Source organism: Pseudalkalibacillus hwajinpoensis (assembly GCF_039851965.1).
GTDB classification, from domain to species: Bacteria; Bacillota; Bacilli; order Bacillales; family Guptibacillaceae; genus Guptibacillus; species Guptibacillus hwajinpoensis_E.
Map to the genome: position 1 here is coordinate 2047063 of NZ_CP156674.1, position 15756 is coordinate 2062818.

The following is a 15756-nucleotide window of genomic DNA, read 5'->3' on the forward strand; positions in this document are numbered from 1 at the left end:
CGGGTTGTATGACGAAGTGACTCGAGGGGCTGGACACTGCAGCTAGATCGAAAAGCGAAAGTGGCCCGTTAGACCCGTCAGGCGCTGGAGCCTTACAAATCGAACACGGTTTTTGTGTTCGGGTTGTATAGCGAAGTGACTCGAGGGGCTGGACACTGTAGCTAGATCACAAAAGCCGAAGCGCCGCTTCCCCCCTACAAACCAAATACCAACAATTTTCATCGTAAAAAAAGCCTGGCATCTGCCAGGCTTTCAGTAATGGCAAGCAGGATGCTACCACTTGAGATTATGCGCTTCTTTTAACAAAAAAACGCACGAAAAAAGGGCATAGAATCAGTATCCAATGTCGAGATCCTGTCCCGCCCTTTTAATCAAGTGCGTCTTATACTAGCTCGATGATCACCATTTCAGCACCGTCACCGCGGCGAGGTCCAAGTTTACGGATACGAGAGTAACCGCCTTGACGCTCAGCATAACGAGGAGCGATATCACTGAATAGTTTCTGAACTGCATCTTGACCGCTTTCTTGATCCGCCACTTCATTACGGATGAAAGAAGCTGCTTGACGACGTGCGTGAAGATCTCCGCGTTTACCAAGCGTAATCATTTTGTCGATGAATGGACGAAGTTCCTTTGCCTTCGATTCAGTCGTTTCAATACGTTCATTGATGATCAAATCTGTAACAAGGTCACGGAATAGCGCTTTACGCGTATCACTAGTACGACCTAACTTTTGGTATGCCATGAAGTATTCCCTCCTTTGTTGTTGTATATAAAGCAACAACTAGTAAATATCTATTCTTCGTTACGAAGTCCCAGGCCAAGCTCTTCAAGTTTTTCCTGTACTTCTTCAAGTGACTTACGTCCAAGGTTACGAACTTTCATCATGTCTTCTTCAGACTTATGAGTCAGTTCTTGAACTGTATTAATGCCAGCACGCTTAAGGCAATTATATGATCGAACTGAGAGATCGAGCTCTTCGATAGTCATCTCGAGCACTTTCTCTTTCTGATCCTCTTCTTTTTCGACCATGATTTCAGCATTTTGAGCCTGATCTGTTAAGCCGACAAAAATATTTAAATGTTCATTTAAAATCTTTGCTCCTAGCGAAACTGCTTCTTCAGGACGAATGCTTCCATCTGTCCAAACGTCGAGGGTTAGTTTATCATAATTTGTTACCTGGCCAACACGAGTGTTTTCAACCTGGTAGTTAACACGAGAAACAGGCGTGAAGATCGAGTCAACTGGAATAACACCAATTGGCTGTTCATCATTCTTGTTTCCTTCTGCTTGTACATAGCCTCTGCCACGAATTGCAGTAATTCGCATCTGGAAACGAGCACTTGCAGAAAGGGTAGCAATATGAAGGTCAGGGTTTAAGATCTCCACGTCGCTGTCATGAGTAATATCTCCAGCTGTTACTGTTCCTGGCCCCTGCACATCAACTACTAATGTCTTCTCTTCTTCAGAGTAAACTTTCATAGCTAGCTTCTTAAGATTGAGAATAATAGTAGTTACATCTTCATGTACGCCCTCAATTGTGGAGAACTCATGGAGAACTCCTTCAATTTGTACGGATGTCACAGCAGCTCCAGGTAGTGAAGATAACAGGATACGACGCAGGGAATTTCCCAGGGTAGTTCCATAACCACGCTCTAATGGTTCTACAACAAACTTTCCGTATTTAGCATCCTCGTTGATAGCTACCGCTTCAATTTTTGGCTTTTCGATTTCGATCATCCAACAAACCCTCCTTCAAAACGTCGAACTTCGGTTAGACGTCATGTCTAACCGAATAATCCCTTTAGGTGGTTCAAATACCAACAACCTAATTATGATTCGTCAACCGTCAACAATTTATACATTATCATTATTGACATGTTCATCAATTGTATACCGATAGATTGAATCTTTCCATAAGAGATTGTTCAAAACCTGCCATTCACCCGAAGGGAATATCTACGTTTTTGAACTCTCTAATACCTTAGACTCTACGACGTTTTGGCGGACGGCAGCCGTTATGAGGTACTGGAGTTACGTCACGGATCGCAGTAACCTCTAGACCTACAGCTTGAAGTGCACGAATAGCAGCTTCACGACCAGCTCCAGGGCCTTTAACAGAAACTTCTACAGTTTTCATGCCATGCTCCTGTGCAGTTTTACCTGCAGTTTCAGCAGCCATTTGAGCAGCGAATGGAGTTGACTTACGAGAACCTTTAAAGCCCATGTTTCCGGAAGTTGCCCAAGAAATCGCATTTCCGTGAGTGTCAGTAATCGTGATGATTGTGTTATTAAAAGTAGAACGGATATGAGCTATTCCACTCTCAACATTCTTTTTCACGCGCTTTTTACGTGTATTTGCTTTACGTTGTTTAGCCATTTGTTAATTACCTCCCTTACTTCTTCTTGTTAGCTACTGTACGGCGAGGGCCTTTACGAGTACGAGAGTTGTTCTTCGTATGTTGACCTCGGACAGGAAGACCACGACGGTGGCGGATACCACGATAAGAACCGATTTCGATTAGACGCTTAATGTTAAGTGAGATCTCACGACGAAGGTCACCCTCAACTTTAATTTTGTCTACCGCTTCACGGATTTTTCCTAGTTCTTCTTCAGTCAAGTCGCGCACGCGAGTGTCTTCAGAAACACCAGCGTCAACTAAAACTTGCTTCGCAGTTGTTTTACCGATTCCATAAACGTAAGTTAACGCGATCACGATGCGTTTTTCGCGTGGAACATCAATACCAGCAATACGTGCCATTACGTTGCACCTCCTTATATATTATCCCTGTTTTTGCTTGTGTTTTGGATTTTCACAGATAACCATTACTTTACCTTTACGGCGAATAACTTTACATTTTTCACACATTGGTTTTACTGACGGTCTTACTTTCATTATTTTAACCCTCCCTATATACGGAGATTAATTGCTTATTTATATCGATACGTGATTCGACCACGTGATAAGTCATATGGAGAAAGCTCAACAGTTACTTTGTCACCTGGTAAAATACGAATGTAATGCATACGTATCTTTCCGGATACGTGAGCAAGGATCTTATGACCGTTTTCGAGTTCTACTCGAAACATTGCATTCGGTAGAGGTTCGATAACCGTGCCTTCCATTTCAATAACTTCTTCTTTAGCCATCTACTTGCTCTCCCTCCTTTAAATCAATGACGTGTTCATTCATATACTTTGAGATCGCGAAACGCAGCTTGCCATTAGTGACACGGCCGGTTTCCTCAAGACTTCGCTTTACCTCAGGGGATATATATTCTATCAGCTCAAGGTGTGCGAGGTTCTTCCGCTTTGGACGATCAAACTTTCGTTTATCACCGTCCGCTAAGAAAACATAACGTTCATCAACAATCCCTACAATCACGCTATATTGTTCAGCGTCTCTTCCCCGTCTATTCCGAACGATCTGTCCGATCTCCGGGACGGTATCTGACTCTTTCACGAACCATCACCTTCACTTAGGCCTTTGTTAGAATGTCATATCCTTCTTCCGTAACAGCAATCGTGTGCTCGAAGTGAGCGCAGTTCTTGCCGTCAGTTGTTACTACAGTCCAGTTATCCGAAAGCGTTCGAACATAGCGAGAGCCCATATTCACCATCGGCTCAACCGCAAGGACCATCCCCTGCTTAAGCCTCGGCCCTTTTCCTGGAGGACCGTAATGGGGAATTTGTGGATCTTCATGAAGGTCCTGACCTACACCATGACCTACATATTCTCGTACAATCGAAAAACCTTCAGCTTCGGCATATGCTTGGATAGCATGAGATATATCTGAAAGGCGTTTTCCAGCCTTTGCTTCATCCAATCCTTTATATAACGATTCCTCGGTAACTTTTAACAACCGTTCGTCTTTTTCTGAGATAGTGCCAACAGGATAGGTCCAGGCTGAATCGCCATGATAACCGTTATATTTAGCACCAATATCGATGCTAATAATATCTCCCTCCGCCAACACGCGATCTCCTGGAATACCATGTACAAGCTCTTCATTTACAGAAGCGCAGATACTTCCAGTAAATCCATTGTAACCCTTAAAGGAAGGAATTGCACCAAGCTGACGAATAAACCGATCGGCAATCGTATCCAGCTCTTTTGTCGTAACTCCAGGCTTAATGTGCTTTTGTAGTTCTTGATGTGTTAGTGCGACAATTTTGCCTGCCTCTCGCATGATAACAAGTTCGCGAGGAGTCTTGCAAATAATCATTACGACAACCCTTTGAGGAGTTGATCTACATCTTCAAACACCTCATTGATGTCTCTATTGCCATCAATCGTTGTAAGATAGCCTTTGCCTTCATAAAAGGTCAACAATGGCTGCTGCTGTTGCTTGTTGACTTCTAGGCGGGTACGTACAGTTTCTTCTTTATCATCTTCACGTTGATAAAGTTCCCCACCGCACTTATCACAGATTCCTTCTTCATTAGGAGGATTGAAAACTGCGTGATAGGTAGCTCCGCAATTACGGCAAACACGGCGTCCAGTTAAGCGTTGCATGAGTTGATCTTCCTCGACTGCAATGTTAATTACATAATCAAGTTTTTTATCCATATCGGATAAGATCTCTTCAAGTGCATCAGCCTGTGCAACTGTGCGTGGAAAACCGTCAAGGAGAAAACCTTTTTCGCAATCATCTTTTCCTAAACGCTCTCGTACTATACCAATTGTTACTTCGTCAGGTACGAGGTTCCCAGAATCCATAAACTCTTTCGCTTTTATACCAAGAGGCGTTCCTTCTTTAATCGCTGCTCGGAACATATCTCCAGTAGAGATATGAGGGATGCCATACTTTTCGACAATCTTTTCTGCTTGGGTTCCTTTTCCGACACCCGGAAGCCCCATTAATACTAGATTCATCTAATCCCTCCACACGTCACCCCATCGAGGATGAAGGAGGGGAAGAAAGTTCTTCCCAGTTTATCCTCAGGATTTAATAAAGCCTTTATAATGACGTTTAATTAATTGACTTTCGATTTGCTTCATCGTATCAAGCGCTACCCCAACAACGATCAGCAAGCTTGTTCCGCCGATTTGCAGCGATTGCGGCAGTCCTGCTACGGTTGTGAAAAATACCGGAATAACCGAAATAACAGCAAGGAAAAGTGCCCCTACAAATGTTAAACGGTAGAGAATGCGAGTAATGTACGTTTCCGTCGCATTACCAGGACGAATACCAGGAATGTATCCACCTTGCTTCTTAAGATTCTCAGCCATCTTTTCCGGATTAACCTGGACAAACGTATAGAAGTACGTAAATCCGATGATGAGTAACGCATACACGACCATACCAATAGGTTGTGTATAGTCAAACACTCTGACGATCCATTCCGTTACCGAATTATCTCCGAACAACCTGGCAATCGTTGGTGGAGTAATGATCAGTGATATCGCAAAGATAACTGGAATAACACCTGCTGCATTGACTTTAATTGGTAAATGAGTGGATTGTCCACCTACCTGTCTGCGGTTTACAGTTCGCTTGGCATACTGAATTGGAATTTTACGAAGACCCTGTTGAACAAAGATAACAGCTACAACAATTGCAAGTGCTGCTAAAGCAATAATCACAAGTGTAACGATATTGATGAACAACTCATCTTGAGCGCCCTCAAACATCTGAGCATAGAGCTGATTAAGCCCTGGTGGAATTGCAGCTACAATTCCTGCAAAGATGATGATTGAAATTCCATTTCCTACGCCTTTAGCTGTGATCTGTTCGCCTAACCACATCAAAAAAGCCGTTCCGGCTGTTAAAACAAGAGAAATATTAAGATACGTTAATACGCCCGGATTGCTTATCAACTGTCCTCCAACAATATTGTTGAACCCGATTGAAAGACCGATTCCCTGGATAAGACCAAGTCCGATCGTTCCATAACGAGTAACCTGCGTTAGCTTTTTGCGTCCGGCTTCTCCCTGTTTAGACCATTCGGTAAACTTAGGGACAACATCCATTTGCAGTAGCTGTACAATAATTGAAGCAGTGATGTAAGGCATAATTCCCATGGCAAAGATGGAGAAGTTTTGCAACGCTCCACCGCCAAAGGTGTTGAGTACTCCGAAGAGACTCATTTGATCTTGAAATTGTAGTACATCTCTGTTCACACCAGGAACCGGTATGAATGTTCCGATACGGAACACGACAAGCATAAGTAGAGTGAAAATAACTTTGTTTCTAATATCACCTACGCGCATAATGTTGGAGATTGCTTGGAACATTAGATCACCTCAGTATTTCCGCCTGCCGCTTCAATAGCCTCTTTTGCAGAAGCAGAGAACTTATGGGCTTTCACGGTAAGCTTTTTCTCAAGCTTACCACTACCTAGAATCTTAATTCCAGCTTTTTCTTTGCTAACTACGCCAGTTTCTAATAGAAGTTCTGGAGAAACTTCAGTTCCATCTTCGAAACGGTTTAACGAATCAAGATTAACAATCGCGAACTCTTTACGGTTCATGTTTGTAAATCCACGCTTCGGTACACGTTTAAAGATTGGAAGCTGTCCTCCTTCGAAACCGACGCGTACGCCGCCGCCTGAACGAGACTTTTGACCTTTTTGACCACGGCCAGAAGTCTTACCGTTACCAGTAGCGATACCGCGACCAAGTCTGTTACGTTCTTTACGAGAACCTTCAGATGGTTTTAGTTCGTGTAGTTTCATAGTGGGCACCTCCTCAATGTATAGATTTTTTACGCATCAATTTCGTTAACAGTTACAAGGTGAGATACCTTGTTGATCATACCGCGAATCGCAGGATTGTCGTTATGAACAACCGTGTGATGCATCTTGTTTAGTCCAAGAGTTTTTACCGTCACGCGTTGGTCCTGAGGGCGACCAATCACACTACGTGAGAGGGTGATTTCTAATTTCTTAGCCATCTATTTTCCCTCCCTTAACCTAGTAGCTCTTCTACAGATTTTCCACGAAGCTTAGCAACGTCTTCCGCACGCTTAAGGTTTTCAAGCCCGTTAAGAGTTGCACGCACCATGTTAATCGGATTGTTAGATCCAAGAGACTTAGATAGAATATCGCCTACACCAGCAAGTTCTAGTACCGCACGAACAGGTCCACCAGCAATTACTCCTGTACCTTCAGAAGCAGGTTTCAATAGTACGTTACCAGCTCCGAAATGACCTGTGATTTGGTGAGGGATTGTAGTTCCAACGATAGGAACAGTGATCAAGTTCTTTTTCGCGTCTTCAATAGCTTTGCGAATTGCTTCAGGAACTTCCTGCGCTTTACCAGTTCCGAATCCAACGTGACCGTTTTTATCTCCGACAACTACGATTGCTGCAAAGCGGAAACGACGTCCACCTTTTACAACTTTCGCTACGCGGTTAACGGTAACTACGCGTTCTTCAAGTTCTAGTTTGTTAGCATCAATGCTACGCATGGGTCAACCTCCTTTTTATTAAAATTTCAGTCCTGCTTCACGCGCTGCGTCTGCAAGAGCTTTTACACGTCCGTGATAAAGGTATCCTCCGCGGTCGAAAACCACTTCTGAATATCCTGCTTCAACTGCACGCTTTGCGATTGTTTCACCGATTTTAACGGCTGCTTCTGTGTTACCGCCGTTCTCAACGTCAATTCCTTGTTCCATGCTAGAAGCTGCAACGATTGTAACACCTTTGATGTCATCGATAAGCTGTGCATAGATGTTCTTATTAGAACGGAATACGTTTAGACGCGGACGTTCAGTTGTGCCGGAAACGCTGCGGCGAACGCGAGCGTGTCTTTTTTGACGCGCTTTGTTTTTATCGGCTTTAGTGATCATTAAACGCCACTCCTTTCCGCTAGGTTTTTACCTATTTACCTGTTTTACCTTCTTTACGACGTACATATTCGTTCTCATAACGAATTCCTTTACCTTTGTAAGGTTCTGGAGTACGGACAGCGCGGATGTTTGCTGCAACAGCTCCAACGCGTTCTTTATCAATTCCTTTTACAAGCACTTTTGTGTTTGAAGGAACTTCGATTTCAATGCCTTCCTCAGGTACCATCTCAACTGGGTGAGAGTATCCTACGTTAAGCACAAGCTTTTGACCGGATTTACTAGCACGATAACCAACCCCGATGATTTCAAGACCTTTTTCAAAGCCTTTAGTCACACCTTCAACCATGTTAGCGATCAGGCTGCGAGTCGTTCCGTGAAGAGCACGGTGCTCTTTATGATCTGATGGACGAGCTACTGTTAGCACGTTCTCATCAATGTTTACTTTAATATCTGGATTGAATGTACGAGAAAGTTCCCCTTTAGGTCCTTTAACCGTTACAACGTCTCCTTTGATATCGATTGTTACACCACTTGGGATTTCAACCGGTTTAAGTCCGACACGTGACATAATTACACCTCCATTCTGCTTTAAGAATTACCAAACGTACGCGAGTACTTCGCCGCCTACTTGCTGTTGACGAGCTTCTTTGTCCGTCATAATTCCTTTAGAAGTAGAAACAAGAGCGATTCCTAAACCGCCAAGTACACGTGGTACTTCGTCTGCTTTAGCATATACGCGAAGACCAGGTTTACTGATTCTCTTCAATCCAGTAATAACGCGCTCGTTATTTGAACCGTATTTCAAGAAGATACGGATGATTCCTTGTTTGCTGTCTTCGATGATTTCAACATCACGTACGAAACCTTCACGTTTGAGGATTTCAGCGATATTTCTCTTCGAATTAGATGCAGGTAACTCTAGTTTTTCGTGACGAACTGTGTTCGCATTACGAATTCTTGTAAGCATATCTGCAATTGGATCAGTCATGACCATTAGTAATTACCTCCTTCCCTATTTCGGGTTTACCAGCTAGCCTTTTTAACGCCTGGGATTTGACCTTTGTGTGCAAGTTCCCGGAAACAAATACGGCATAGTTTAAATTTACGAATAACAGAGTGAGGACGTCCGCAACGCTCACAACGAGTGTATTCCTGAACTTTAAACTTAGCTTGACGCTTTTGTTTCGCGATCATTGATTTTTTCGCCACAATTTTCCCTCCTTACTTACTTTTGAAATGGCATACCTAGATGTGTCAACATTTCACGGCTCTCTTCGTCCGTATTAGCTGTCGTTACGATAACGATGTCCATTCCGCGTACTTTATTAACTTTATCGTAATCAATTTCAGGGAAAATCAACTGTTCTTTAATACCAAGTGTGTAGTTACCACGACCGTCGAATGATTTCTTAGAAATACCTCTGAAGTCACGTACACGTGGTAGTGATACAGAAATCAGTTTGTCTATGAATTCATACATGCGAGTTCCGCGTAATGTAACTTTTGCACCGATTGGCATGTCTTCACGAAGCTTAAAGCCAGCGATAGACTTTTTAGCACGAGTGATCAGTGGTTTTTGACCTGAGATCAACTCAAGCTCCTCAACAGCTGTATCAAGAGCTTTAGGGTTCTGGACAGCGTCGCCGACACCCATGTTGATTACAATCTTATCTAGCTTTGGAACTTCCATAACAGAAGAATAATTAAATTTTTCCATTAGGACTGGTTTTGTTTCATTTTGATACTTTTCTTGGAAACGATTCATCGGATTGACCTCCTTTCGCTACGAACTACTTATCGAGTACTTCACCGGATTTTTTTGAGATTCGAACTTTCTTACCGTTGTCTACTTTGTATCCAACGCGAGTAGGTTCACCAGACTTCGGATCTAGCGCCATTACGTTAGAAACGTGGATCGCTGCTTCCTGCTCGAGGATTCCACCTTGAGGATTTACCTGTGATGGTTTCGAGTGTTTCTTAACAAGGTTGACACCTTCAACGATAACTCTATCTTTTTTCGGGTAAGCTTCAAGGATCACACCTTGTTTACCTTTATCCTTACCAGAAATAACTTTTACTTTATCTCCCTTTTTTACGTGCATAAGGTCGCGCACCTCCTTACAAGGCATCTATTTTCAAATGATTAAAGAACTTCTGGAGCAAGAGATACGATTTTCATAAACTGGTTGTCGCGAAGTTCACGAGCTACCGGTCCGAAAATACGTGTTCCACGCGGCCCTTTGTCATCACGGATAACAACCGCTGCGTTTTCGTCAAACTTGATGTATGAACCATCTTGACGACGAACGCCACTTTTACTGCGTACAATAACGGCTCTTACGACTTCACCCTTCTTAACAACGCCTCCAGGTGTTGCCTGTTTCACCGAACAAACAATTACGTCACCGACATTAGCAGTTTTGCGACCAGAGCCACCAAGAACTTTGATACATAGCAATTCACGTGCACCAGAGTTGTCAGCTGATTTCAAACGAGATTCCTGTTGAATCATCTAGAAAGACCTCCCTTCGGACATTAATAATGATCCGAGTTCATTTAGATAATAACTGCTTCTTCAATCACTTCTACAAGGCGGAAACGTTTATCTTTAGAAACTGGACGAGTTTCCATGATACGTACCACATCGTTGATTTTTGCAGTGTTGTTTTCGTCATGTGCTTTAAGCTTCTTAGAATACTTAACGCGTTTACCGTATAACGGGTGCATTTTGTATGTCTCAACCATAACAGTAATTGTCTTATCCATTTTGTCAGAGACTACACGCCCAGTGTATACTTTGCGATTATTGCGTTCGCTCATTTCGCAAACCTCCCCTCATATTAACCGTTTGTGATTCCTAACTCTCTTTCACGCAAAACTGTGTTTGCGCGAGCGATTGATTTACGGACTTCACGAATGCGGGCTGGGTTTTCCAGTTGACCTGTAGCAAGTTGAAAGCGAAGATTGAAAAGTTCTTCTTTAAACGATTTCGCTTTCTGCTCGATTTCGGCAGTGGTCAAGTTACGAATTTCCTCAGCTTTCATTTGTGTCACCACCCACTTCTTCGCGTTTTACGAACTTAGTTTTAATAGGCAATTTGTGAGAAGCAAGGCGAAGTGCTTCGCGCGCTACTTCTTCAGATACACCTGCGATTTCAAAACAGATTTTCCCTGGCTTTACTACAGCTACCCAACCTTCAGGAGCACCTTTACCGGAACCCATTCGTACTTCAAGTGGTTTAGCAGTGTAAGGTTTTGATGGGAAAATTTTAATCCAGACTTTACCGCCACGTTTCATGTAACGAGTCATAGCGATACGAGCCGCTTCGATTTGACGGTTTGTGATCCAGCTAGCTTCAAGAGCTTGTAGACCGTATTCGCCGAATGCTACTTCAGTGCCACCTTTAGCACGTCCGCGCATTTTTCCGCGATGTTCTCTGCGGTATTTAACACGTTTAGGTAACAACATGATTTATTTTCCCCCTTCCTCTTTTTGCGTTCCTTTCGTTGGAAGGACTTCACCACGATAGATCCAGATCTTCACACCAAGCTTACCGTAAGTAGTATCTGCTTCTGCAGTACCATAATCGATGTCAGCACGAAGTGTATGAAGAGGTACAGTACCTTCACTGTATGATTCAGAACGAGCGATATCAGCACCGTTTAGACGGCCAGATACCTGTGTTTTAATTCCTTTAGCGCCAGATCTCATCGCACGCTGGATAGTTTGCTTCATAGCGCGACGGAATGAAACGCGATTTTCAAGTTGACGAGCGATGTTATCAGCAACTAGAGTTGCGTCGATGTCAGCTTGCTTAATTTCAAAAATGTTCACATGTACTTTTTTGCCTGTTAGTTCCGCGAGAGACTTACGAAGAGACTCAACTTCAGAACCACCTTTACCGATTACCATACCAGGCTTAGCAGTTTTCACTGTAACATTTACTCGGTTTGCTGCACGTTCGATTTCAACAGCTGAAACAGATGCATCCTTCAAACGTTTTTCAATATATTCACGAATTTTGATATCTTCGTGTAAAAGGTTAGCGTAATCTTTGTCTGCGTACCATTTAGACTCCCAATCACGGATGACGCCAATTCGAAGTCCTACCGGATTAATTTTCTGACCCACTCGTTATCCCTCCTTCTTTTCTGATACCACGACTGTGATATGGCTAGTACGCTTGTTGATGCGGCTAGCTCTACCCATAGCACGTGGGCGGAAACGTTTCATTGTTACTCCTTCGTCCACAAACACTTGAGAAACCGTAAGATTGTTCGGTTCAAGCTCAAGATTGTGCTCTGCATTAGCGATCGCAGAGTTAAGCACTTTCTCAACTACTGGAGAAGCAGCTTTGTTTGTGTTGCGCAAAATCGCAATAGCTTCGCCGACTTGCTTTCCTCGAATGAGATCTACGACTAAGCGTGCTTTACGAGGAGCAATACGCACGTGTTTTGCAACAGCTTTAGCTTGCATTCGTTGTACCTCCCCTCAAATTAACGTCTAGTTTTTTTGTCATCTGCAGCATGCCCGCGATATGTGCGAGATGGAGCAAATTCACCAAGCTTGTGTCCGACCATGTCTTCTGTAACATAAACCGGTACGTGCTTGCGTCCATCATATACTGCAAAAGTGTGTCCAATAAACTCTGGGAATACTGTTGAACGACGTGACCAAGTTTTGATAACTTTTTTGTCGCTCTTTTCATTTAAGTCTTCGACCTTTTTCATTAAATGATCGTCGACAAAAGGTCCTTTTTTCAAACTACGACCCATTTGTGAACCTCCCTTTTGAGATTATGCTACGGCTCCTCGGAACCGTAGGTTAATCTCGTTATTTTTTGCGACGGCGTACGATGTACTTGTCGGAGTCTTTGTTTTTCTTACGAGTCTTAAATCCAAGGGTTGGTTTGCCCCATGGTGACATTGGTGATTTACGTCCGATCGGTGCACGACCTTCACCACCACCGTGTGGGTGATCAACAGGGTTCATTACAGAACCACGAACTGTAGGACGGATGCCCAACCAGCGAGAACGACCAGCTTTACCAATATTGATAAGCTCGTGCTCAAGGTTACCAACCTGGCCGATTGTTGCGCGGCAAGTAGAAAGAATCATACGAGTTTCTCCAGAACGAAGACGTACAAGTACGTATCTACCTTCTTTACCAAGAAGCTGAGCTTCTGCACCAGCAGAACGAACAAGTTGTCCGCCGCGGCCCGGCTTAAGTTCAATGTTATGAATTGTAGTACCAACTGGGATGTTGATTAGTGGAAGAGCGTTCCCTACTTTAATGTCAGCATCAACGCCAGACATGATTTCAGTTCCTACTTTAATTCCTTTCGGAGCAAGAATGTAACGCTTTTCTCCATCAGCATAGTTGATAAGAGCGATGTTAGCAGAACGGTTCGGATCGTATTCGATCGTAGCAACGCGTCCTGGTATTCCATCTTTGTCTCGTTTAAAGTCAATAACACGGTATTTACGCTTATGACCGCCACCCTGGTGACGAACTGTTAAGCGACCCTGGTTGTTACGTCCGCCTTTTCTATGAATCGGTGCAAGCAACGATTTTTCCGGCTGGTCCGTTGTGATTTCAGCAAAGTCAGATACTGACATCCCACGACGACCGTTTGTGGTCGGTTTATACTTTTTAATCGCCATTCCTATTTCCCTCCTTCACAATTATTTTTTAGACGCCTTCAAAGAAATCCAATTCTTTGCTTTCTGGTGTAAGCGTCACGATAGCTTTTTTGCGACGTGGTGTAAATCCGCTGTGGCGGCCAACACGTTTCTTTTTACCCATATAATTTTGAGTGTTTACTCCAGCAACTTTAACTCCGAAGATTTCTTCTAGAGCACTCTTGATTTGAGTTTTGTTAGCACGAGTATCAACTTCGAAAGTATACTTTTTGTCTGCCATTACATCTGTAGTAGCTTCTGTAATAACGGGGCGCTTGATGATGTCACGAGCGTTCATTACGCTAGCACCTCCTCTACTTTTTCCACAGCGTCTTTTGTCATAACTAGTTTATCAGCTTTAAGGACATCAAGAATATTAAGTCCAGCTGAAGTTACAACAGTAACACCAGGAATATTGCGTGCAGATAATGCAACAGCTTCGTTATAGTCGCCTGTAACGATAAGCGCCTTGCTTTCTGCTGATAAGCTTGTTAGTACGGATTTCATTTCTTTTGTTTTTGGAGCATCAAAAGAAATACTGTCCACGATAACCATGTCTTCTGTTTGCAACTTAGAAGACAAAGCAGATTTGATTGCCAAACGGCGAACCTTTTTAGGTAGCTTGTAAGAATAGCTTCTTGGTGTCGGACCAAATACTACTCCACCGCCAACCCATTGTGGAGAACGGATTGAGCCCTGACGAGCACGACCTGTTCCTTTTTGGCGCCATGGTTTAGCTCCACCACCGCGTACTTCTGAACGATTTTTTACGTCATGGTTACCTTGACGCAAAGATGCTTGCTGCATGATAACCGCATCATACATAACACTTTCGTTTGGTTCGATCCCGAAGATTGCTTCAGCGAGTTCGATGTCGCCGACTTGTGCTCCGGTTTGGTTGAACATTGTTACTTTAGGCACTTGGATATCCTCCCTTCTTACTTAGCTTCTTGTGCTTTAACCGCGCTTTGTATAGTTACGTAGCTTTTCTTAGCTCCAGGTACGTTACCTTTAACAAGAATTACGTTACGTTCTGCATCAACTTTAACGATTTCAAGGTTTTGAACTGTTACACGTTCGCCACCCATGCGACCAGGTAGAAGTTTACCTTTCATTACACGCATTGGATCGATAGGTCCCATTGAACCTGGACGACGGTGATAACGTGAACCGTGTGTCATTGGTCCGCGAGATTGGTTATGGCGCTTGATTGCACCCTGGAAACCTTTCCCTTTGGACGTACCAGTTACATCAACCACGTCACCTTCGTTAAAGATACCAACCTTGACTTCCTGACCAATTTCGTAACTACCTTCCGCGTTACGAATTTCCTTCACGAAGCGCTTAGGTGTAGTGCTAGCTTTTGTAGCATGGCCCTCTTCAGGCTTGTTGAAACGAGATTTCTTCTTATCAGCGAATCCGATTTGAATTGCTTCATATCCATCCGTATCAACAGCTTTCTTTTGAAGGACAACGTTAGGTTCTGCTTCAATCACAGTTACCGGGATGATATCTCCGTTGTCAGCAAAGACTTGCGTCATGCCTACTTTTCTTCCTAAGATTCCTTTGGTCATTCGTCACACCTCCTAATTGTTTTTAAATAATTTATTTAGCGTTCTATTAAAGTTTAATTTCAATGTCAACGCCAGACGGTAGGTCCAAACGCATTAACGAGTCAACTGTTTGTGGTGTCGGCTCGATGATATCGATTAGACGCTTATGCGTACGCATTTCAAACTGCTCACGAGAATCTTTGTACTTGTGTACCGCACGTAGAACTGTGTAAACAGATTTTTCCGTCGGCAACGGGATAGGTCCGGATACTTGCGCACCTGAACGTTTTGCTGTTTCTACAATTTTCTCAGCAGACTGATCAAGAATACGGTGATCATATGCTTTTAAACGAATACGAATCTTTTGCTTTGCCATTATTTCCCCTCCTTTATCGCCCATATTGTTATAGACAGTTCTCCGTGAAAATAAACCCAACACACTCGCCATGGCAAAGGGGCCGGGTGTGTCAGCAACCTTCCACATCATCGCTGTTTATGACCAACATTCTTATTATACTAAAGCCGTTGATGTTATGCAAGGCTTTCGACTAATTAAAAAGTATGTCGATCGCACACTCTTGATAGTATAACGGCGTGAACAAAAAAATGCAAGGTCTAAAAGCAATTTCAGACAATTCAATTATGTGGAACGCTTTTTGAACACTTTCCTTACGTTAACACACTCACTATTTCACTCTCAAACATAGAAACTTACAAGTGCTCGCGAA

General features: G+C 43.2%; 31 protein-coding genes. All 31 read right to left on the reverse strand.

From position 1 onward, the window contains the following. Positions 1 to 382: 382 nt before the first annotated feature. The 31 genes from rplQ to rpsJ all read right to left on the reverse strand — a co-directional run bounded on the left by rplQ (position 383) and on the right by rpsJ (position 15404). On the reverse strand, positions 383 to 745 hold the full coding sequence (gene rplQ, locus ABFG93_RS10730) for a 50S ribosomal protein L17 (RefSeq protein ID WP_347548074.1): 363 nt from the start codon (positions 743 to 745) through the stop codon (positions 383 to 385). A gap of 50 nt (positions 746 to 795) precedes the next feature. After that, positions 796 to 1740: a DNA-directed RNA polymerase subunit alpha gene (locus ABFG93_RS10735; protein ID WP_347548075.1), complete on the reverse strand. Its 945-nt coding sequence runs from the start codon at positions 1738 to 1740 to the stop codon at positions 796 to 798. Between the two features lie 244 nt (positions 1741 to 1984). After that, a complete protein-coding gene (gene rpsK, locus ABFG93_RS10740; protein WP_224591407.1) occupies positions 1985 to 2380 on the reverse strand; it encodes a 30S ribosomal protein S11 in 396 nt (131 codons plus the stop codon). Positions 2381 to 2396: 16 nt separating this feature from the next. Then, the gene (gene rpsM / locus ABFG93_RS10745; RefSeq protein WP_224591405.1) at positions 2397 to 2762 is read right to left on the reverse strand and encodes a 30S ribosomal protein S13; all 366 of its coding nucleotides are present in this window, start codon (positions 2760 to 2762) and stop codon (positions 2397 to 2399) included. Positions 2763 to 2783: 21 nt separating this feature from the next. Then, a complete protein-coding gene (rpmJ, locus tag ABFG93_RS10750; protein WP_003720928.1) occupies positions 2784 to 2897 on the reverse strand; it encodes a 50S ribosomal protein L36 in 114 nt (37 codons plus the stop codon). A gap of 35 nt (positions 2898 to 2932) precedes the next feature. Further along, positions 2933 to 3151 (reverse strand): translation initiation factor IF-1, encoded by a 219-nt coding sequence (infA, locus tag ABFG93_RS10755; RefSeq protein ID WP_098445993.1) that lies wholly within the window; start codon positions 3149 to 3151, stop codon positions 2933 to 2935. Next, positions 3144 to 3464, reverse strand: coding sequence for a KOW domain-containing RNA-binding protein (locus tag ABFG93_RS10760; protein WP_347548076.1), 321 nt, complete (start codon positions 3462 to 3464; stop codon positions 3144 to 3146). Before ABFG93_RS10760 ends, infA begins: the two co-directional genes overlap by 8 nt. Before the next feature lie 16 nt (positions 3465 to 3480). Then, on the reverse strand, positions 3481 to 4227 hold the full coding sequence (gene map / locus ABFG93_RS10765; protein WP_347548077.1) for a type I methionyl aminopeptidase: 747 nt from the start codon (positions 4225 to 4227) through the stop codon (positions 3481 to 3483). Further along, entirely contained in the window at positions 4227 to 4877 is a 651-nt protein-coding gene (locus ABFG93_RS10770; protein WP_347548078.1) for an adenylate kinase, read from the reverse strand. The genes map and ABFG93_RS10770 overlap by 1 nt, the downstream gene beginning before the upstream one ends. A 66-nt stretch (positions 4878 to 4943) precedes the next feature. Then, a complete protein-coding gene (gene secY, locus ABFG93_RS10775) occupies positions 4944 to 6239 on the reverse strand; it encodes a preprotein translocase subunit SecY (protein ID WP_347548079.1) in 1296 nt (431 codons plus the stop codon). Further along, positions 6239 to 6679, reverse strand: a complete 441-nt coding sequence (gene rplO / locus ABFG93_RS10780; RefSeq protein WP_347548080.1) for a 50S ribosomal protein L15 — start codon at positions 6677 to 6679, stop codon at positions 6239 to 6241. The genes secY and rplO overlap by 1 nt, the downstream gene beginning before the upstream one ends. A gap of 29 nt (positions 6680 to 6708) precedes the next feature. Next, positions 6709 to 6897 carry a 50S ribosomal protein L30 gene (gene rpmD / locus ABFG93_RS10785; protein WP_347548081.1) on the reverse strand — a complete coding sequence of 63 codons (189 nt, stop codon included), beginning with the start codon at positions 6895 to 6897 and terminating at the stop codon, positions 6709 to 6711. A 14-nt stretch (positions 6898 to 6911) separates the two neighbouring features. Next, positions 6912 to 7412: a 30S ribosomal protein S5 gene (gene rpsE, locus ABFG93_RS10790; RefSeq protein ID WP_347548082.1), complete on the reverse strand. Its 501-nt coding sequence runs from the start codon at positions 7410 to 7412 to the stop codon at positions 6912 to 6914. An 18-nt stretch (positions 7413 to 7430) separates the two neighbouring features. Continuing rightward, positions 7431 to 7793: a 50S ribosomal protein L18 gene (rplR, locus tag ABFG93_RS10795; protein ID WP_347548083.1), complete on the reverse strand. Its 363-nt coding sequence runs from the start codon at positions 7791 to 7793 to the stop codon at positions 7431 to 7433. Positions 7794 to 7824: 31 nt separating this feature from the next. Then, positions 7825 to 8361 (reverse strand): 50S ribosomal protein L6, encoded by a 537-nt coding sequence (gene rplF / locus ABFG93_RS10800; RefSeq protein WP_347548084.1) that lies wholly within the window; start codon positions 8359 to 8361, stop codon positions 7825 to 7827. A gap of 27 nt (positions 8362 to 8388) precedes the next feature. Next, positions 8389 to 8787 carry a 30S ribosomal protein S8 gene (gene rpsH, locus ABFG93_RS10805; RefSeq protein WP_347548085.1) on the reverse strand — a complete coding sequence of 133 codons (399 nt, stop codon included), beginning with the start codon at positions 8785 to 8787 and terminating at the stop codon, positions 8389 to 8391. 29 nt (positions 8788 to 8816) lie between these two features. After that, positions 8817 to 9002: a type Z 30S ribosomal protein S14 gene (locus tag ABFG93_RS10810; RefSeq protein WP_048313335.1), complete on the reverse strand. Its 186-nt coding sequence runs from the start codon at positions 9000 to 9002 to the stop codon at positions 8817 to 8819. 16 nt (positions 9003 to 9018) lie between these two features. After that, positions 9019 to 9558 carry a 50S ribosomal protein L5 gene (rplE, locus tag ABFG93_RS10815; RefSeq protein ID WP_347548086.1) on the reverse strand — a complete coding sequence of 180 codons (540 nt, stop codon included), beginning with the start codon at positions 9556 to 9558 and terminating at the stop codon, positions 9019 to 9021. A 25-nt stretch (positions 9559 to 9583) separates the two neighbouring features. Beyond that, complete coding sequence (gene rplX, locus ABFG93_RS10820; RefSeq protein WP_347548087.1) at positions 9584 to 9895, reverse strand: 50S ribosomal protein L24; 312 nt, start codon at positions 9893 to 9895, stop codon at positions 9584 to 9586. Between the two features lie 41 nt (positions 9896 to 9936). Further along, positions 9937 to 10305: a 50S ribosomal protein L14 gene (gene rplN / locus ABFG93_RS10825; protein ID WP_347548088.1), complete on the reverse strand. Its 369-nt coding sequence runs from the start codon at positions 10303 to 10305 to the stop codon at positions 9937 to 9939. 44 nt (positions 10306 to 10349) lie between these two features. After that, positions 10350 to 10613, reverse strand: a complete 264-nt coding sequence (gene rpsQ / locus ABFG93_RS10830) for a 30S ribosomal protein S17 (protein WP_347548089.1) — start codon at positions 10611 to 10613, stop codon at positions 10350 to 10352. Between the two features lie 20 nt (positions 10614 to 10633). Then, positions 10634 to 10837, reverse strand: a complete 204-nt coding sequence (rpmC, locus tag ABFG93_RS10835; RefSeq protein WP_048313330.1) for a 50S ribosomal protein L29 — start codon at positions 10835 to 10837, stop codon at positions 10634 to 10636. Next, positions 10827 to 11261, reverse strand: a complete 435-nt coding sequence (gene rplP / locus ABFG93_RS10840; RefSeq protein WP_048313329.1) for a 50S ribosomal protein L16 — start codon at positions 11259 to 11261, stop codon at positions 10827 to 10829. Before rplP ends, rpmC begins: the two co-directional genes overlap by 11 nt. 3 nt (positions 11262 to 11264) lie before the next feature. Beyond that, positions 11265 to 11924, reverse strand: a complete 660-nt coding sequence (rpsC, locus tag ABFG93_RS10845; protein WP_098445978.1) for a 30S ribosomal protein S3 — start codon at positions 11922 to 11924, stop codon at positions 11265 to 11267. Between the two features lie 3 nt (positions 11925 to 11927). Further along, a complete protein-coding gene (rplV, locus tag ABFG93_RS10850) occupies positions 11928 to 12269 on the reverse strand; it encodes a 50S ribosomal protein L22 (RefSeq protein WP_048313327.1) in 342 nt (113 codons plus the stop codon). 20 nt (positions 12270 to 12289) lie between these two features. Further along, on the reverse strand, positions 12290 to 12568 hold the full coding sequence (gene rpsS, locus ABFG93_RS10855) for a 30S ribosomal protein S19 (RefSeq protein WP_347548090.1): 279 nt from the start codon (positions 12566 to 12568) through the stop codon (positions 12290 to 12292). Positions 12569 to 12626: 58 nt separating this feature from the next. After that, positions 12627 to 13457, reverse strand: coding sequence for a 50S ribosomal protein L2 (gene rplB, locus ABFG93_RS10860; RefSeq protein ID WP_347548091.1), 831 nt, complete (start codon positions 13455 to 13457; stop codon positions 12627 to 12629). A gap of 28 nt (positions 13458 to 13485) precedes the next feature. Further along, positions 13486 to 13773, reverse strand: a complete 288-nt coding sequence (gene rplW / locus ABFG93_RS10865) for a 50S ribosomal protein L23 (RefSeq protein ID WP_098445976.1) — start codon at positions 13771 to 13773, stop codon at positions 13486 to 13488. Beyond that, on the reverse strand, positions 13773 to 14396 hold the full coding sequence (gene rplD, locus ABFG93_RS10870) for a 50S ribosomal protein L4 (RefSeq protein WP_347548092.1): 624 nt from the start codon (positions 14394 to 14396) through the stop codon (positions 13773 to 13775). Before rplD ends, rplW begins: the two co-directional genes overlap by 1 nt. Before the next feature lie 17 nt (positions 14397 to 14413). Continuing rightward, positions 14414 to 15049 carry a 50S ribosomal protein L3 gene (gene rplC, locus ABFG93_RS10875; protein WP_347548093.1) on the reverse strand — a complete coding sequence of 212 codons (636 nt, stop codon included), beginning with the start codon at positions 15047 to 15049 and terminating at the stop codon, positions 14414 to 14416. A gap of 46 nt (positions 15050 to 15095) precedes the next feature. After that, on the reverse strand, positions 15096 to 15404 hold the full coding sequence (gene rpsJ / locus ABFG93_RS10880; RefSeq protein WP_160921559.1) for a 30S ribosomal protein S10: 309 nt from the start codon (positions 15402 to 15404) through the stop codon (positions 15096 to 15098). Positions 15405 to 15756 lie beyond the last annotated feature (352 nt).

Coding starts and splice junctions, on each gene's coding strand:
- rplQ (WP_347548074.1), bottom strand. CDS start 745: ATGGCATACCAAAAGTTAGGTCGTACTAGTGATACGCGTAAAGCGCTA.
- ABFG93_RS10735 (WP_347548075.1), bottom strand. CDS start 1,740: ATGATCGAAATCGAAAAGCCAAAAATTGAAGCGGTAGCTATCAACGAG.
- rpsK (WP_224591407.1), bottom strand. CDS start 2,380: ATGGCTAAACAACGTAAAGCAAATACACGTAAAAAGCGCGTGAAAAAG.
- rpsM (WP_224591405.1), bottom strand. CDS start 2,762: ATGGCACGTATTGCTGGTATTGATGTTCCACGCGAAAAACGCATCGTG.
- rpmJ (WP_003720928.1), bottom strand. CDS start 2,897: ATGAAAGTAAGACCGTCAGTAAAACCAATGTGTGAAAAATGTAAAGTT.
- infA (WP_098445993.1), bottom strand. CDS start 3,151: ATGGCTAAAGAAGAAGTTATTGAAATGGAAGGCACGGTTATCGAACCT.
- map (WP_347548077.1), bottom strand. CDS start 4,227: ATGATTATTTGCAAGACTCCTCGCGAACTTGTTATCATGCGAGAGGCA.
- ABFG93_RS10770 (WP_347548078.1), bottom strand. CDS start 4,877: ATGAATCTAGTATTAATGGGGCTTCCGGGTGTCGGAAAAGGAACCCAA.
- secY (WP_347548079.1), bottom strand. CDS start 6,239: ATGTTCCAAGCAATCTCCAACATTATGCGCGTAGGTGATATTAGAAAC.
- rplO (WP_347548080.1), bottom strand. CDS start 6,679: ATGAAACTACACGAACTAAAACCATCTGAAGGTTCTCGTAAAGAACGT.
- rpmD (WP_347548081.1), bottom strand. CDS start 6,897: ATGGCTAAGAAATTAGAAATCACCCTCTCACGTAGTGTGATTGGTCGC.
- rpsE (WP_347548082.1), bottom strand. CDS start 7,412: ATGCGTAGCATTGATGCTAACAAACTAGAACTTGAAGAACGCGTAGTT.
- rplR (WP_347548083.1), bottom strand. CDS start 7,793: ATGATCACTAAAGCCGATAAAAACAAAGCGCGTCAAAAAAGACACGCT.
- rplF (WP_347548084.1), bottom strand. CDS start 8,361: ATGTCACGTGTCGGACTTAAACCGGTTGAAATCCCAAGTGGTGTAACA.
- rpsH (WP_347548085.1), bottom strand. CDS start 8,787: ATGGTCATGACTGATCCAATTGCAGATATGCTTACAAGAATTCGTAAT.
- rplE (WP_347548086.1), bottom strand. CDS start 9,558: ATGAATCGTTTCCAAGAAAAGTATCAAAATGAAACAAAACCAGTCCTA.
- rplX (WP_347548087.1), bottom strand. CDS start 9,895: ATGCACGTAAAAAAGGGAGATAAAGTAAAAGTTATTTCTGGTAAGGAT.
- rplN (WP_347548088.1), bottom strand. CDS start 10,305: ATGATTCAACAGGAATCTCGTTTGAAATCAGCTGACAACTCTGGTGCA.
- rpsQ (WP_347548089.1), bottom strand. CDS start 10,613: ATGAGCGAACGCAATAATCGCAAAGTATACACTGGGCGTGTAGTCTCT.
- rpmC (WP_048313330.1), bottom strand. CDS start 10,837: ATGAAAGCTGAGGAAATTCGTAACTTGACCACTGCCGAAATCGAGCAG.
- rplP (WP_048313329.1), bottom strand. CDS start 11,261: ATGTTGTTACCTAAACGTGTTAAATACCGCAGAGAACATCGCGGAAAA.
- rplV (WP_048313327.1), bottom strand. CDS start 12,269: ATGCAAGCTAAAGCTGTTGCAAAACACGTGCGTATTGCTCCTCGTAAA.
- rpsS (WP_347548090.1), bottom strand. CDS start 12,568: ATGGGTCGTAGTTTGAAAAAAGGACCTTTTGTCGACGATCATTTAATG.
- rplB (WP_347548091.1), bottom strand. CDS start 13,457: ATGGCGATTAAAAAGTATAAACCGACCACAAACGGTCGTCGTGGGATG.
- rplW (WP_098445976.1), bottom strand. CDS start 13,773: ATGAACGCTCGTGACATCATCAAGCGCCCCGTTATTACAGAAGCTACT.
- rplC (WP_347548093.1), bottom strand. CDS start 15,049: ATGACCAAAGGAATCTTAGGAAGAAAAGTAGGCATGACGCAAGTCTTT.
- rpsJ (WP_160921559.1), bottom strand. CDS start 15,404: ATGGCAAAGCAAAAGATTCGTATTCGTTTAAAAGCATATGATCACCGT.